Here is a 16,627-nt window from a genome sequence, read left to right on the forward strand (position 1 = left end):
ACGTGTGTACCGTACCCGCCGTCTAGCCACTCTCCGCCGTTCAGTGCAACTCCTGCGCTCGTTCACCTACGAGCAGTTCCGGCCGTGTATCTTCTACACCGGGCTCGCGCGGGACACGGCCATGCTTATCGACGCCCTCTCGCGCGACCTCACCGGCTCCCCCCTGGCCGGCAAGAACGTGCTCGACGTCGGCGGAGGACCAGGCTACTTCGCCTCCGAGTTCGCGCTGCGCGGCGCTGAGTACGTCGGCTTGGAACCGAGTGTGTCCGAAATGTCCGCCGCGGGCCTGAGCGGTTACGGCGCGGTGCGCGGCGACGGCGCCGCCCTGCCCTTCGCCGACAGCACCTTCGACGTGGTGTATTCCTCCAACGTCGCAGAACACATCCCCGACTGGCGTGCAATGGGCGATGAGATGCTGCGGGTCTGCGCCCCCGGCGGGCTGGTGGTGCTGAGCTACACCGTCTGGCTCGGTCCGTTCGGCGGCCACGAGACGGGGTGGTGGCAGCACTACGTCGGCGGCGAATTCGCCCGGCGCAGGTACGCGCGGAAAAACGGCCGCCAGCCGAAGAACGTCTGGGGCGTTTCGCTTTTCGACGTCTCCGCGGCCGACGGCCTTGCCTGGGCCCGCTCGACCGGGCTCGACTTCGCGGCGTTCCCGCGCTACCACCCGCGCTGGGCGTGGTGGGTGGCGCGGGTGCCGGGGATTCGGGAGTTCGCCACCTCCAACCTGGTGGTGGCGCTCAGAAAACCCGCTCCCTAGGCGTGCTTGGCGGCGGTGACGCGCTGCTCAAGCTTGTCCAGTTGCGCGAAGATCTCGCGCGGCACGCGGTGCCCGAGCTCCTCGAGGTAACCACGCGCGTCCTCGATGTCGGTCGCCCACAGCGCCGGGTCAGCGTGGAGGGCTTCCTCCACGTCGGCGGCCGGAGCGTCGAGGCCCTCGAGGTCGAGGTCCGCGGCGCGGGCGGTGTGGCCCACAACGGTCTCGTCGGCGCCCACCCGGCCTTCGATGCGGTCGACGACCCACTTGAGCACGCGCGAGTTCTCACCGAAGCCCGGCCACAGGAAGCGACCGTCCTCGCCGCGGCGGAACCAGTTGACCAGGAAGATGGCCGGCATGCGGTCGCCGCCCTTGGCGCCCATGTCAATCCAGTGCTGGAAGTAGTCGCCCACGGCGTAGCCCATGAAGGGCAGCATGGCCATTGGGTCGTGGCGCAGGCTGCCCACCTTGGCCTCGGAGGAGGCCGCGGTCTGGCCCGAGGACAGCATGGCGCCGATCATGGTGCCGTGCTCCCAGTCGTGCGCCTGGGTGACCAGCGGGACGGTGTCCGGGCGGCGGCCGCCGAAGAGGATCGCGTCGATCTTCACGCCGTCCGGGTCGTTGAACTCGGGTGCCGCAGTCGGGCACTGCTCGATGGGCACGCAGTAGCGGGAGTTGGGGTGCGCCGCGTCGTGGCCGGACTCCGGGGTCCAGTCGTTGCCGCGCCAGTCGATCAGGTGCTCCGGGGCGTCGCCGTCCATGCCCTCCCACCAGATGTCACCGTCGTCGGTCAGCGCGACGTTGGTGAACAGGGTGTTGCCCGGTTCCATGGTGCGCATCGCGATCGGGTTGGAGGCGTAGTTGGTGCCCGGCGCAACGCCGAAGAATCCGTTCTCCGGGTTGACGGCGTAGAGCCCGTCCTCCTTGAGGTGCATCCAGGCGATGTCGTCGCCCACGACCTCGGCGGTCCATCCCTCGAGCGTCGGGGTGATCATGGCTAGGTTGGTCTTGCCGCAGGCGGACGGGAAAGCGCCGGCGATGTGGTAGCTCTTCCCCTCCGGGGAGTTGAGCTTGAGGATGAGCATGTGCTCCGCCATCCAGCCTTCCTCCTTGGCCATGACGGAGGCGATGCGCAGCGCGTAGCACTTCTTGGCCAGAATTGCGTTGCCGCCGTAGCCCGAACCGTAGGACCAGATCTCCTTGGTCTCCGGGAACTGAGAAATGTACTTGGTGTCGTTGCACGGCCACGCGACGTCGTGCGCACCCTCGGCGAGCGGGGCACCGACGGAGTGCAAGCAGTGGACGAAGTTGTCACCCTCGATCTTGTCCAGCGCCTCTTGGCCCATGCGGGTCATAATGCGCATGGACATGACAACATACTCGGAATCCGTCAGCTGAACGCCCAGCTTCGGGTTCGGGTCGGTGATGGGGCCCATGCAGAAGGGGACGACGTACATGGTGCGGCCCTTCATGGAGCCGCGGTAATGCTCGAGCATCTCCTCCTTGAGCGCCTCGGGCTTCATCCAGTTATTGGTCGGGCCGGCGTCCGCCTCTTTCTCGGTCGCGATGAAGGTGCGGGACTCAACGCGGGCGACATCGGAGGGGTTTGAGCGCGCGAGGTAAGAGTTGGGGCGCTTCTCCTCGTTGAGCTTGATCAGAGTGCCCTTCTCCACCAGCTCGTCGGCGAGACGGTCCCATTCCTCCTGGGAGCCGTCGATAAAGACCACGCGCTCGGGCTGGAACAAATCCACTGCCTCGTTTACCCAGGCGATGAGGTGCTCGTTGTCGGTAGGCGCGTCCTGCGCCAGTCCCTTAATTGCGGTGGCCATGTAGTCTCCTGCGCTTCCTGTGCTGTTGTTGTCTCGGCTGTGTCGTGCGTGTCGTTTCGGTTGTTTCCGCGTGGTGCCACAGCTGGTTATCCCCGGATACATCCCACAGGGAACATTCCCGTAGGTAACTAGCCTATCGAAATCACGTCTCTACTGGCACAACGGGATCAGATCGCCTTGCGTTCCCGGTCATAACCAGTGACACATCCCACGTCACGGACACCCGCACGGGCCCGGAACACACCCCCGAAATGGGGTATCCAATCAACCCGCCCGGGGACGGATAGCGTGTTTAGCCTGCGGAAATACCTATCCGAGGACAGTCAAACACTCAACGTCTCCCCGCCTGACCGTTTTCCCACCCCGTTTGGGGGTATCGGCGCGCCATGCCGCAGCCCTGCTTCAAACCCCGCGGAGAAACTTGCATTTGCCCACGTCATGTGGACAATTAACGTGATGAATAATTCTGATTTCTCGCCCACCGAACGCCCCGGCACGGGCGAACTTCCCCACGGCAGGCCGATGCAAACCGAGTTTGACACCGGCCTGGACTACCCGCGCCTTGGTTCGGTGACCTTCCGCCGCGGCACGCTCACCGACAACCAAGAGACGCTTTTCGACGAGCACTGGCCCCGCCTCGGGCGCCTCCTCGACGATACCCCCGTCGATGTCGATGCCTGGTTCGGACGCACCGGGCACCCGACAATTCTGGAGATTGGCTCCGGCACCGGGACCTCCACGGCGGCGATGGCCCCGCTTGAGGAGGACACCAATGTCATCGCCGTCGAGTTGTACAAACCGGGCCTGGCCAAGCTCCTCGGCTCGGTGGTGCGTGGTGAAATCGACAACATCCGCATGATCCGTGGAGACGGCGTCGAAGTGCTGGCGCGCATGTTCGGCGCGGGAACCCTCGACGGCGTGCGGATTTTCTTTCCGGACCCGTGGCCCAAAGCGCGCCACCACAAGCGCCGTATCATCCAGTCGGGCACGCTCAACCTGATCGCCACCCGCCTTAAAGCAGGCGGGGTCCTGCACGTGGCCACCGACCACGCCGATTACGCTGAGTGGATCGACGAGCTGGTAGACGTCGAGCCGATGCTGGAATTCAAGGGTTGGCCGTGGCCCGACGCTCCGCTGCTGACGGACCGCCAGGTCATCACCAAATTCGAGGGCAAGGGTCTGGACAAAGACCATGTCATCCGCGAGTACCTCTGGGTAAAGAAATAGGACCGGGAAGCAGGACGAAGCCATGCACGACCTCCACGAGATGACACACCCTTACACCCCCGGTGCACAGGCCGGCCCCGACAGCTTGTTGCTGGTCTGGGACGCACCCAACCTCGACATGGGTCTCGGCGCGATCCTCGGCGGCCGCCCGACGGCGGCGTACCGCCCCCGCTTCGACGCCATCGGCCGCTGGCTCATCGCCCGCGCGGAGGAGACCGGCACCCACATCGGTGAGCGCGTCGAGCCGGAAGCAACCGTGTTCACCAACATTGCCGCCCAGGGCGCCGATGTCGTCCGCCCGTGGGTGGAAGCGCTGCGCAACGTCGGTTTCGCAGTGTTCGCCAAGCCCAAGAGCGACGAGGACTCCGATGTGGACAAGGACATGCTCGCCCACATCACCCGCCGTCGAGACGAGGGTGTCCTGCGCGGGCTGGTCGTCGCATCGGCTGACGGTCAGAACTTCATGCCGATGATCGAGTCTCTCGTCGGCGACGGAGTACCTGTCACCGTCATCGGCTTCCACGAGCACGCCTCGTGGGCTGTCTCGAACCCCGACATTACGTTCGTGGACCTCGAGGACATCCCTGGCGTGTTCCGCGAGCCGCTCCCCCGCATCAACCTCGACCAGCTCCCAGAGGAAGGCGCGTGGCTGCAGCCCTTCCGGCCGCTATCCGCGCTGCTCAACAGCTCCCGATCCCACACCCAGTCGTAAGGGGGCCGCACGTGTTCTACAACTGGGGCAATTTCGCCTACCGCCAGCGCAGAATCATTCCGTTGGTGATCGTCGCGATCATCATCATTCTGCAGGTACTCTTCGGATCCAAGCTCGCCGAGCGGCTTTCCCAGGAAGGCTGGGAAGATCCGGGAGCGGAATCCACCGCCGCGGCCACCATCGAGCAAGACACCTTCGGCCGGGACAACTCCGGCGACGTGATCTTGCTGGTGAGCTCTCCCGACGGCGTGTCCGAGGGTGAGGTGTTCGATGCGGCAAACCGGCAAATCTCCGCGCTGCAGGAGCAGTTCCCCGCCGAAATCGAGCGCGTCACCAGCTACTTCTCCTCCCCGAACCCCCAGCAAATTACCAAAGACGGCACCCAGGCGTTTGCGGCGATCGGGTTGGCGGGCGACGGCGAGCAGACGCTGAAAGACTTCCGCACGATCCAGCCGGCGCTCGAGGCCATCGAGCTCCCGGACGGCGCGCAGCTGCAGGTCGCCGGCGCCACCGCCGTCGCCGACGCTCTGGATAAAGGAATGGCCGACGACATCGCCCGCGCCGAGAAGATCGGCTTGATCTTCGTCGCGCTCATCCTGTTGTGGGTGTTCGGCGGTGTCGTCGCCGCCGCGATGCCGCTCATCGTGGGTATCCTGTCGATTATTGGTTCTCTATCCCTGCTCGCGATCCTCGCCCAGTTCCAGCAGGTCAACGTGTTCTCCCAGTCGGTGATCACACTGCTCGGCCTCGGCTTGGCCATTGACTACGGCTTGTTCATGGTCTCTCGCTTCCGCGAGGAGCTGGACAAGGGCCTCGACGTCGATGAGGCAGTCGCAGTGACCACTGCCACGGCCGGTAAGACGGTGTTCTTCTCCGCCCTCATGGTGGGGGTGGCGCTGTCCGGCCTGTTGATGTTCCCGCAAGCGTTCCTCAAGTCCGTCGCCTACGGCGCCATCGCGGCGGTGGTCCTCGCCGCGGTTATTTCGGTGACGATGCTGCCCTCCCTTTTCGGCCTACTCGGCCGCCGCATCGACATGTGGTCGGTGCGCAAAACTTCCCGCCGCGGGCGGCGCATCGAGGACACCATCTGGTACCGCATCCCGCAGTGGGCAATGCGCCACGCCAAGCCCGCCGTCGCCGGCACCGCGGCACTACTCATCCTTCTGACCGTGCCCGTCATCGGCATCACTTTCGGCGGCATCAACGAGTCCTACCTGCCGCCCAGCCAGGAAACGCGCCAAGCCCAGGACAACTTCAACTCCTCCTTCCCAGCCTTCCGCACCGACCCCGTCAAGCTCGTTGTCACCGGTGCGGACAATGCGCAGCTTGTCGACGTCGTCATGCAGGCGCGCCAGGTCACCGGCCTGGCGTCCCCGCTGGCGCCCTCCCACCCGACGCAGGACGGCACCACGATCCTGTCGGCGCCTCTGCAAGACCGTAACGGCGGGGCGGACGTCGTCAAGCAAATGCGCGCAATCGAGGCGCCCGAGGGAGTCGAGCTCTACGTCTCCGGCACCCCCGCGATGGAGGTGGAATCGATTGAGGCGCTGCTCGAGCGGTTGCCGTGGATGGCGCTATACATGGTCGCCGCGACGTTTATCCTGATGGCGCTGCTCTTCGGGTCCATGATCCTGCCCGCCAAAGCCGTGATCATGAACGCGCTCGGCATCGGCGCCACCCTCGGATTCCTCACCCTGGTCTTTGTCGACGGCGTCGGCTCCGGGCTGTTGAACTTCACGCCGGGCCCGCTCATGAGCCCCGTGCTGGTCTTGATCATCGCGATCCTCTACGGACTGTCCACCGACTACGAGGTCTTCCTCGTCTCCCGGATGGTGGAAGCGCGGCACAACGGCGCGTCAACAGATGGCGCGATCAAGTACGGCACCGCGCGCACCGGCGGGATCATCACCGCCGCGGCCGCAATCATGATCGTCGTCGCCGCCGCCTTCGCAATGAGCGAGATCGTCATGATGAAGTACATCGCCTTCGGCATGATCTTCTCCCTCGCCCTCGATGCCACGTTGATCCGCCTACTGCTCGTGCCCGCCGTGATGCATCTGCTGCGGGAGGACAACTGGTGGGCGCCGCGCTGGGTCAAACGCGCCTACGCCACCATCGGCGAGCACTCCGAGCACGTTCCGGCACGCGCCGGTGCGCTCGCCGCCGCCCCCGCTCCACTGGCGCTCACCGCCGGGGCGGAGGGTGAGCTGCTCGACGGTGACATCGCGATCGGCGACGCGGTGGTGGACACCCACCCCGTGCGCGGTGGGGTAACCGTCGATGAGAACCGCGACCTCATCCCCTTCCACGAGCTGATGCAACGGCTTTCCCGTGAAGAGGACGGCCGCTAACCCCGTGGGATCCTCCGTGTGGCGGTGGTTGCGCTGGCTGGCCCCCCTCGTCGTGCTCGCGCTCATCGCGCTGATCTTCCGCGGCCAGCTTTCCTTCCTCGGTGAGGCGTGGGATGCGCTGTTGGATGCGTCGCCCGGCCCCGTGGCCGCGGCCATCGCGTGCTCCCTTCTGTCGATCGTATGCATGGCGGCGGTCATGCAGCTGCTCATCAACGTCGAGCGGCCGGTGGCAAGTCTCGCCCAGACCACCGCTATCACCCTGGCGTCGAACTCGTGGTCCACCTCAATCCCCGGCGGCCCCGCGGTCTCCGCCTGGCTGACGTTTCGGGTCCAGCGCTCCTGGGGAGCGACCGCGGGCGTGTGCGGCTGGTTCTTCGTTGTCTCCGGCGCCTTGTCCACGGTATGGCTCGTCGTCATCGGTGTCTCGGCGGTGTTCTTCCTCGGTGCGTCGCTGTCCGTCTCGGCGCTTGCCGGCTCTCTCGTCGTAGCCGTCGCCACAACCCTGGCCCTGTACTGGGCCACCCGCCACCCAACGGTGCTGAAACGGTGGGTTAGTTTTGTGCCGGAGCGGGTGCGCGGCCGGCTGATCTCGGTCATTGACGAAGTGTCGCGCATCCGCATGTCCGCTAGCCGGTTCGGCCTCACCGCCGTGTTTTCACTGTTGAACCGGCTCTTCGACCTCGCCGTCCTCTACTTCGCCGTGTGGGCCGTCGCCGGCACCGCCCCCACGACGACGGCGGGCCTCAACGAGACGACCCTCTCCGGGGTCACTCTCGCGTTCGTCATGACCAAACTCGCCGGGGCCGCGCAGGTCACCCCCGGCGGGGTGGGCACCGTCGAGGCGATCGCGGCTGCCGCCCTGGTCGCCGGGGGCATGACGCTTATCGACGCCACCGCAGCGACCCTGATTTACCGGGCGATCTCTTTCGCCCTCGTCACCGCCATTGGCTGGGTCGTCTACCTCGCCGCCTACGCCGGGCGCGGGCACATGCTGGGCAGGCCGGCGCAGTAGGATTATCGGGATGATCAAGAAGAGCTATGCCATCGCGGCCGATTTCGTTGCCATCGCCGCCTTCGCGCTCCTGGCGCGCGCCGCCCATCAGTCCGAGGACATGAAATTCAACCTCGCTGGCTGGTTCGAGACCTTTATTCCTTTTGCTGTCGGCGTGGCATTGGCGTGGTTGATCACCCGCAAGGACCGTGGCTGGGTGATCTGGCTCATAACCCTCGTGGTGGGCCTTGTAATCTGGGGTTTTTACCGCGACAAGCTGCCCCACTGGTCCTTCGTCATCGTGGCGTCATCGATGTCGGCTCTGCTGATGCTGGGGTGGCGCGGCGTTGTCAGGCTCGCACTGAAGCGCACCTAGCGGATCCAGTGACAAATGTTGCGCTCCCAGCCCAACAATCGTCAGTTTTCCCAGGTCGCTGCTCGGCGGGAGTGAACATTTGTCACACACCCGCCTGCAGCCACCACCGCTTTACTGGAAGGTCGAACCCCAGTTGTACAGCGGGTTGCCGGAAGAGAGACCGGCGAAGAACCAGTAAACGTAGTTGAGCAGGTCGCCTGCGATGTCGAGAGCGCTGGAAATCATGTGGTTGCCTTTCGTCGAGATTTAGAGTGGGCTGATCGAATGCTTCTTGGGAAGCTCCGTCATGTGCTTTGTGGAAAGCTGGCGCAGTGCCCGTCGGAGCGCCAGCCTACTATCTGACGGCTGGATCATCGAATCAATGAAACCACGTTCAGCCGCCACGTAGGGCGAGGTCATGTTCTCGTCGTAGAAATCCATGAACATCTTCTTCATTGCGGCGCGCTGTGCTGGATCTTCCACCGCGGCGAGCTGTTTGCCCTGGATCATGACCACGGCAGCCGCCGAACCCATCACCGCGATCTGGGCGGTGGGCCACGCGAGGTTGATGTCACCGGTGAGGTTTTTGGACCCCATCACCGCGTACGCACCGCCGTACGCCTTGCGCACGATGAGCGAGATTTTGGGCACCGTCGCTTCCGCCATCGCGAACGCAAGCTTCGCGCCGCGGTGGATCAGACCCGCTCGCTCCTGCTCCACGCCGGGGAGATAACCGGGCGTGTCCACCACGAACACCAGCGGGATGTTGTAGGCGTCGCAGGTGCGGATGAAGCGCGCTCCCTTGTCGGCGGCGTCGGCATCGATGCAGCCGGCGTAGTGCATCGGATTGTTGGCGACGAAGCCCACCGTTTTGCCGTCGATGCGACCCAAGGCGCAGATCAGGTTCTCGGCGTAATTCGCCTGGATTTCCAACAGGTCTTCGTCGTCTCCAAGTTGAACCAGCAGATCCATCATGTCGTAACCTGCGTTGGTGTCGTCGGGCATGAAAGAGTCGAGATGGGAGTCGTCCAGCTCCTCGTCCGCCGGAGCCCACGCAACAGGCGCGTCGTCGAACGTCGATGTCGGAAGAAGAGACAAGAGGTCGCGAACGTAGTCGAACGCCTCTTCCTCGCTGGCGACGACCGCCTGCACGTTTCCGTTCTTCTCCTGCTGCGAGGCGCCACCCAACTCGGCGGAGCTAATGTCCTCGCCGGTAACCTCGCGGATCACGGCGGGTCCGGTGACGTACATCTCGGCCTGACCCTCGACCGCGACAACGAAGTCGGTGGTCACAGGGGCATAGACCGCGCCGCCGGCTGATTTGCCCAGCATGATGGAGATCTGCGGGGAACGGCCGCTAATCGGCAGCTGGCGGCGCGCGATCTCCGAGTACATTGCGAGCGAAGTCACCGCGTCCTGGATGCGGGCGCCGCCGGAGTCCTGGATACCGATGACGGGACAGCCGATCTTGATGGCCATCTCCATGACCTCCGTGACCTTACGTCCGAACGTCACGCCGACGGAGCCGCCATAGACGGTCTTGTCGTGGGCGTAGATGGCGACGGGGCGGCCGTCAACGCGCCCGTAGCCGGTGACCACACCGTCCGAGTAAACAGCGTCCGGGTCGCCCGGGGTGCGGGCGAGCGCACCGATTTCAACGAAGCTGCCCTCGTCCAGCAACGCGTTGATGCGCTGCCGCGGGGTGGTCTGCCCGGCGTCGTCACGCCTTTTGCGCGACTTCTCCGAGCCCGGGTCTTGCGCCTTCTCCAGGCGCGCGCGAAGTTCGGCGAGCTTAGCGGCGGTTGACATTCTCAATCCAATCGTTCATGTGCTTGCCGACGATTCCCACCGCCGGCTCGTCCACCACAGCGAGGTGGTCGCCGGGCAGGTGCACGATTTCCAAGTCGTCCACGATAACGCCCCAACCCCCGTCCTCGTCAATGTGGGCGTAGGCGGGCTCGAGCATGATTGCGCCGTCGTGCATGCGCTCGGCGCGGAACAAAAGCACCGGCACGTTGACCCCGGCCCAACGGGAGAAGTCGAGGTTGCCGAGGATCTGGTTGTCCACGAACGACGCTCGCTGGTGCTCGAGGACACCTGCGGCGAGTCCGTGCTCGGACGCGTCGGTGGTGGCGAGGAACTCCCCGAGCATGTTCAGCACGGCGTCCTCCCCCGCGGTGTCCAGCAGGTCGTAGGGCACGGGAAAATCGAGTCCGTAGGTGTCCTTGGCAAACTCTGCGTAGCGCTCCCAGCGCTTCTTCGTTTCCTCGGGCGTGTTCGGGGTGGGCTGCGACGGCTGGGTGGTGTCAAGCAGCGCGATGAACTCCACCTTGTCATCACCCAGCTGGTGCGCGACCTCGTATGCTAAGGCTCCGCCGAAAGACCAGCCGGCGAGGACCACCGGGCGGCCGCCAGACAGCCGCTCAATGTCCGCGACGTAGGCCGCGGCCCGATCCTCGAGCGTTCCTTCGAGGCGCTCGATGCCGTAAACAGGCACGTCGCCCGCCAGGCGGCGCGACAGCGGTTCGTAGACGGAGCTCGAGCCACCCGCCGGGTGGAAAAGGAAAACGCTCGGCTTATCGACGCCCTCCCCACGCTCCCGGAACACCCGCACGTTGCCGTCTACCGGGGTCTCAAGACCCTCACGGACCTTGTTCGCCAGCGGCTCGAGAGTGCCCGCGGCGCGGACCTCGGCGGCGGTGACCTCGATGCCGGAGCGCTCGCTCAGGTGCGCGGCGATATCGGCGGCGGCATCCGCACCGATGTCCGGCAGCTCGGACGTCACCCCGGCTGCTGCGGCCCCGGCATACTTTGCCCAGGCGCCGAACACCATGCGCTCGGAGGCATCGCGCGGGGCGACGCCTACGCCTGACTTCTCTGCGGCTCTGGCCTTCGCGACCTCGGAGGCCGGATCGCGGGTCGCGGAGTTATCCGCCATCTGCTGCGGGGCGTCGGTGTTTCCGGAAACGGCCTGCTCGACGATGGTGATCACGTCGGCCACGGAGGCGTCGCGAAGCGTCTGCACCTGCAGCGGCGGGATCTGGAAGTCGTTCTCCACGCGGTTTTTGATGCGCATACCCATCAGCGAGTCCAGGCCCAAGTCGATCAGAGGAAGCTCGTTCGGGAGATCTTCCGCGTCATACCCCATCGTCTCGGAGACGATGGCGCGCAGGCGCTGCTCCACCGTCTCACCGGAGGCGGGATCCCAGCGCACAACCTCGACCTCGGGGTCGTGGATGGGTGCTGCCCCTTGGGACGCCGCGACCTCCGCCACACCCTGCGGCGAGCGGGGATGCGCCAAATCGAGGGTGGTGGCGAAACCCTCCGCGAGGAGTGAGTCACCGTCGTAGACGGTGATGCTGGTTCCGCCGAGCGAGGACGCGACGATAGTTGTCAGCTCGCCGTGTGCCGGAAGTACGCCGTGCTCCTCGGTCGCCACCACGACCGCGCCCGGGTTGACCTCGTCTACCACGGCGTCGATCAGCTGGTGCGGGCTGAACACACGGTCAGCCTGGATGGCGTAGGCAATCTTGCCTTCCGGCAGCGTGACCTTGGCACCCAGCAGCGACCCGCCACCGGAGAGCGGGCGCGCGGCCGTCCACAAGTGGTTGCGTTTGAAGGTCGTCGCAGGGGCCTCGAGCACCGGGCCCGGGCCGTAGAACCCGGTGAAGTCCACGTCAATTCCCTGGACGTACAGCTTGGCGGCCAGGTCGCGCAGCGACTCCACCTCGTCCACCTTGCGCTTGGTGGAATACAGCAGCTGCACGTCGGGTTTGCCAGCCGAGAACGCGGTGTTCATCATGCCCATGATGGCAACGGGGTTCGGCGCGATCTCCACAAACGTGGTGTGGCCGGCCGCAAGCGCTGCCTCGGTGGCATCCTGGAAGTAGACGGGCTGGCGTGTCATGCGCAGGAAATACTCGTCGTTGTGGACCGTCTCGCCTGCGGGATAGACGACACCGCGGTCGACGGAGGAGTACAGGGGCACACGAAGCGGCTGGCCGGTTAGGCCCGCGAGCTCACCGGCGAGGTCGCCCATGATCGGGTCGAGCATGCTCGTGTGGCCGGCGCCCTTGACCTGGAGCTTGCGGGCGAATCTTTCCTCAGCCTCCAGCGCGGCCACGAGCACGTCCACGGCTGTGGAAGGGCCGCCGACCGTAGTCATGCCAGGGCCGGCGTAGACAGCCGGCTCCACCCCTTCAGCCTCCGGGTGGGTGCGAACGAACTCGGCGAGCTCCTCGCGGCCGAGCTCAACCACGGCCATCGCGCCCTCGGCGTCGGTGCCCGCAATCTGTTCCTCACCCTCGCTCATCAGGCGGGCGCGGTGGCAGGCGATGCGCACCGCTTCCTCGCCGGTCAGGCCACCGGCGCCGTACGCGGCGCCCATCTCACCCATGGACATACCCATGGTCGCGGCCGGGGTAATGCCGAAGCTGGCCAGCAGGTCCGTCTGCGCCACCTGGATCGCGGTGATGGCCACCTGGCCGGTCTGGATGTCGTACGTCTGCTCGTCGTCGGCGACGATGTCGAGTACGGACCAGCCGGACTCGAATTTCACCACCTCGTCGAGCTGCTCCATGCGGCGGCGGAACAGCGGGGAAAGCTCAATGAGCTTTTTCGCCATCTTGCGGTGCTGCGAGCCGAAGCCCGAGTAAACGAACACGGGGCCCACGGCAGACGGAGCATCCGCAACGGCGATGCCCGGGGCGGTCTTGCCCTCGGCGACCATACGCAACCGCTTGACCGCTTCCTCGATCGAGGAGGCCTGCACCACCGCGGCGGATCGGCCGTGGTTGCGCTTCGCCAGCGAGCGGGCGACAGGGAAGAGATCCTTGTCGGCGCGGTCTTCCAGGTAGTCGGCCAGCGCGGCGGCCGCGTCCTTGCGCCGCGACGGCAGATGGCCGGAGACCGGGAGCGCGACCCCGGAGGCGTCGACAAGCTCGGCGCTGGGGGCGACAGGCTCGGCAGGGTAGTCGGCCGGGTCGAAGTCGGCGACGACCATGTGGGCGTTCGTGCCGCCGAATCCGAAACCGGACACGCCGGCGATGCGGCGGCCGGAGTAACGCGGCCACTCGCGCGGATCCTCGACGACCTCGATGTGGTCGGCGTTGAAGTCGACGTACTCGTTCGGGCCGACGTAGTTGACCGACGCCGGGATGGTGTCGTGCTTGAGCGCCTCGACGACCTTGATCAGTGCGACGGCACCGGCAGCGGATTCCGAGTGGCCGATGTTGGACTTGGACGAGCCGAGCAGGAGCGGGCTCGCGTTCGTGCGGCCGCGGCCGAGGACGGCGCCGAGCGCGGTCGCCTCGATCGGATCGCCCAACAGCGTGCCCGTGCCGTGAGCCTCCACCAGATCCACTTCGGCGGGGTCGACACCCGCGTCGGCGTAGGCGCGGCGCAGCACATCCATCTGCGCCTCCGGGTTCGGGGCGGTCAGGCCGTTGGAGTGGCCGTCGGAGTTGGTGGCGGAGCCCTTGATCACGCCGAGGATGGTGTCACCGGCATTCATCGCGTCCTCCACCCGCTTGAGCACGAGGACACCGGCTGCCTCTGAGCGGGTGATACCGTCCGCGTCCGAGGAGAACGCGTGGATCCGGCCCGTCGGGGAAATTACACCGAGCTCCGAGAACATCAGGGAGGCGAACGGGCTGGCCAGCACGTTGACGCCACCGGCCAGCGCGAGGTCGCATTCGCCGTCTCGCAAGGCGCGCACCGCGTGGTGGGCGGAGACGAGCGACGCGGAGCAGGCGGTGTCCACGTTGACGGACGGTCCGCGGAAGTCGAACGCGTAGGAGATGCGGTTCGGGATGATCGCCGAGGACGACCCGGTCAGCGCGTACGGGTGCGCCTGCGCCGGGTCGGCGGACATGAGCATGCCGTAATCGTTGTTGGAGGAACCCACGAACACGCCGACCGACTCGCCGCGCAGCGAACTCGCCGGGATGTGCGCGTTCTCTAACGCCTCGAAAGCGAGCTCGAGCATGATGCGCTGCTGCGGGTCCATGTTGACGGCCTCGAGCGGGCTGAGCCCGAACATCTCGTTGTCGAAGGAGGCGATGTCGCTCAGGTACCCGCCGGCGGTGTTCTCGTCCTGCAGCTTCGTGCGCATGACCGGGTCGCCGAGGTATTCGGACCAGCGCCCTTCTGGCAGCGGGCCGGTGGTGACCCGGCCGTCGATAAGCAGCTGCCAGAACTCCTCGACGCTGTCCGCACCCGGGAAGCGGCCTGCGGTGCCGACGATCGCGATGTCGCGGGTGGCTGGCGAACTCGTCGCTTCTCGACGCCCGTACTCGCGCGCCGGGGCGGCCTCCGCCTTCGGGGCAGTCAGCGCAGCGGCCAGCGCGGCAATCGTCGGATGTTGGTATGCGATGGTCGGATCCACGCGGGTGCTGAGCAAGTTCTCCAGCTCACCGGACATGATCACAGCGTCGCGGGAGGACAGGCCGAAAGACTCCAGAGGTTTCCCCGGATCGATCTCTGCGGCCTCAATGCCGGTGGCCTGGGAGACCCAATCGCGCAGCCATGTGATCAGTTCGGTTTCATTCATAGGGATCCAGCCTAACGCTCGAGGTATTTCTTCATGTTGACGCGGCGGGCGATCTTGCCCGAGGACGAGCGGTCGATCTCGTTCGGGGCGAAAAACTCGACGACGTCCGGCGAGATGCCGTGGGTCGACGTCACCGCCGCGCGGATGGTGTCCTCCGCGGCAAGGTCGCCATCGGAGGAGGCGCCGTCGGCACGCTCGACGAAGATGACGAGGCGCTCAACATCCTCACCGGGGACGGCGAAAGCGGCGACTGAGTCCGGGCGGACATGGTCGGTCGCTTCCATGACAGTGGCTTCGATGTCCTGCGGGTAATGGTTGCGGCCCGCAACAACCACGAGCTCCTTCAGGCGGCCGGTGATGTATACCTCGCCGTCGTAGATGGCCCCGAGGTCACCGGTGGCGAGCCAGTTGTCCTTCGGCAGACCCTCGCGCAGCGTCTCGTTGATCGTGTTGTCGAAGGACTCGCGGGTCTCGTCGTCACGGTCGAGGTATCCCCCGGCGACGTTCGCGCCGTGGATCCAGATCTCGCCGACTCGCCCGTCCTCGACCTCGTTGCGGGTCTCCGGGTCGACGATGACCAGATCCATCCAGCGCACCGGGCGGCCTGTGGAAGCCATGGGCAGACCTTCTGCTGCCTCCACGACGTTGCGCTGAGCCAGCTGCTCGCGGTCGAAGCGCGTGAACCGCGGCTCATCGGCAAGCGTCACAATCAGAGTGGCTTCCGCCAAGCCGTAGGCCGGACGCAGCGAGCTAAAGCGGAGACCCGCGCCCTCGAAGGCCTCCATGAACGTGTCCACACCGGCCTGGGTGACAGATTCGGAGCCGATGATCAGGCCCTCGACGGCGGAGAGGTCGACGTTGTCGTCTTCGGCGAGACGGGCGTAGCGCGCCGCGACGTCGAGTGCAAAGTTAGGAATGACCGAGTAGACGTGGATGTTCTCCGGGTCGTCGTCGCGCCGGGCGATCTGGTCGATCCAGCGCTTCGGCTGCTGCATGAAATCGCGCGGGGCCATGAGCTCCACTTCGTTGCCCAGCACGACGAGCAGCATCGAGACGATGATGCCCATGTCGTGGTGCAGTGGCAGCCAAATCGGGGCGCGCAGCGGCTGCTTGAGCTTCGCGGCAGTGTAGATCTGGATCACGTTGGTCACGATCGACTCGTTGGTCAGCACGACGCCGGCGGGCATACGCGTGGATCCCGAGGTGTACTGCAGGAACGAGGTGTCGTGAGCGGTGTCGGTGCCCTCGGGGGTCTCGAGCGGGACCCAGGACTCGGCCAGCGAGTCCGGGAGCGAATCAACGGACAGGATACGGGGGCGCTCGGCGGCGGGCAGGTCGGCGAAGTAGGAGCGCACCGCGGGGGCGCCAGCCTTGTTCGTGAGCACAGTCTTCGCGCCCGAATCACCGAGAACCGCCTTCAAGTGTTCGCCGTGCCCCGGCTCGTTCGGGTCATACAGGGGAATCGGCACCTGGCTGGCGTACATCGCGCCCATGAAGGCGAAAAGGTACTCCGGCGAGTTGGAGGCGAGAATGGCGACGCGGTCGCCTGGCTGGCCGACCTGCATCAAGCGCGCGGCGACGGCCTTGACGCGGGTGTTCACCTCGCGGCGGGAGTACTCCACGAGCTCCCCCTCCGCACTCTGAGAGAAATCCCAGTACCGGATGTTCGTGTCATCGATTTTGCCCATCTGGGCGCCCATGAAGTGCAGCATCTCGGCGAGGGCCGGGATAGTGAAGTTCTGGGGCAGGACGATGTTGCCGTCCTCGTCGATGAAGCGCTGGATGATCACGCCGAGATCCATGGGACTCCTTCAGTTCAGTCTGGGGGCAGGTTTGGTAAGCCCATTACTATATT

At 65.8% G+C, this 16,627-nt stretch carries 10 protein-coding genes; 6 read left to right on the top strand and 4 right to left on the bottom strand.

The genetic code is table 11. The features are described 5' to 3' along the window. The first annotated feature begins 4 nt into the window (after positions 1–4). Positions 5–760: a class I SAM-dependent methyltransferase gene (locus G7Y29_RS09830; protein WP_165002396.1), complete on the top strand. Its 756-nt coding sequence runs from the start codon at positions 5–7 to the stop codon at positions 758–760. On the opposite strand, the gene G7Y29_RS09835 is transcribed toward G7Y29_RS09830, so the two are convergent. Then, a complete protein-coding gene (locus tag G7Y29_RS09835) occupies positions 757–2,586 on the bottom strand; it encodes a phosphoenolpyruvate carboxykinase (GTP) (RefSeq protein ID WP_165002397.1) in 1,830 nt (609 codons plus the stop codon). The two genes, G7Y29_RS09830 and G7Y29_RS09835, sit on opposite strands and share 4 nt — an antisense overlap. 456 nt (positions 2,587–3,042) lie before the next feature. On the opposite strand from G7Y29_RS09835, the gene trmB reads away from it, so the two are divergent. From trmB to G7Y29_RS09860, 5 genes are read left to right on the top strand one after another with little or no spacing between them, the layout of a single operon-like run. Beyond that, positions 3,043–3,813 carry a tRNA (guanosine(46)-N7)-methyltransferase TrmB gene (gene trmB / locus G7Y29_RS09840; RefSeq protein WP_165002398.1) on the top strand — a complete coding sequence of 257 codons (771 nt, stop codon included), beginning with the start codon at positions 3,043–3,045 and terminating at the stop codon, positions 3,811–3,813. Positions 3,814–3,835: 22 nt separating this feature from the next. Next, positions 3,836–4,525 (top strand): NYN domain-containing protein, encoded by a 690-nt coding sequence (locus G7Y29_RS09845; RefSeq protein WP_165002399.1) that lies wholly within the window; start codon positions 3,836–3,838, stop codon positions 4,523–4,525. An 11-nt stretch (positions 4,526–4,536) separates the two neighbouring features. After that, positions 4,537–6,876, top strand: coding sequence for an MMPL family transporter (locus G7Y29_RS09850; protein WP_165002400.1), 2,340 nt, complete (start codon positions 4,537–4,539; stop codon positions 6,874–6,876). After that, a complete protein-coding gene (locus G7Y29_RS09855; protein ID WP_249399752.1) occupies positions 6,857–7,888 on the top strand; it encodes a lysylphosphatidylglycerol synthase transmembrane domain-containing protein in 1,032 nt (343 codons plus the stop codon). The genes G7Y29_RS09850 and G7Y29_RS09855 overlap by 20 nt, the downstream gene beginning before the upstream one ends. A 10-nt stretch (positions 7,889–7,898) precedes the next feature. After that, entirely contained in the window at positions 7,899–8,243 is a 345-nt protein-coding gene (locus G7Y29_RS09860; protein ID WP_196820148.1) for a DUF3054 domain-containing protein, read from the top strand. Positions 8,244–8,489: 246 nt separating this feature from the next. Here G7Y29_RS09860 and G7Y29_RS09865 read toward each other — a convergent pair whose 3' ends face one another. The 3 genes from G7Y29_RS09865 to G7Y29_RS09875 are packed head-to-tail and all read right to left on the bottom strand — an operon-like array spanning position 8,490 to position 16,574. Further along, positions 8,490–10,031 carry an acyl-CoA carboxylase subunit beta gene (locus G7Y29_RS09865; protein WP_165002401.1) on the bottom strand — a complete coding sequence of 514 codons (1,542 nt, stop codon included), beginning with the start codon at positions 10,029–10,031 and terminating at the stop codon, positions 8,490–8,492. Further along, positions 10,015–14,772 (bottom strand): type I polyketide synthase, encoded by a 4,758-nt coding sequence (locus tag G7Y29_RS09870; RefSeq protein WP_165002402.1) that lies wholly within the window; start codon positions 14,770–14,772, stop codon positions 10,015–10,017. Before G7Y29_RS09870 ends, G7Y29_RS09865 begins: the two co-directional genes overlap by 17 nt. Before the next feature lie 11 nt (positions 14,773–14,783). After that, entirely contained in the window at positions 14,784–16,574 is a 1,791-nt protein-coding gene (locus G7Y29_RS09875) for a FadD32-like long-chain-fatty-acid--AMP ligase (RefSeq protein WP_165002403.1), read from the bottom strand. Between the last annotated feature and the right edge of the window lie 53 nt (positions 16,575–16,627).

The organism is Corynebacterium qintianiae, from assembly GCF_011038645.2.
GTDB lineage: Bacteria > Actinomycetota > Actinomycetes > Mycobacteriales > Mycobacteriaceae > Corynebacterium > Corynebacterium qintianiae.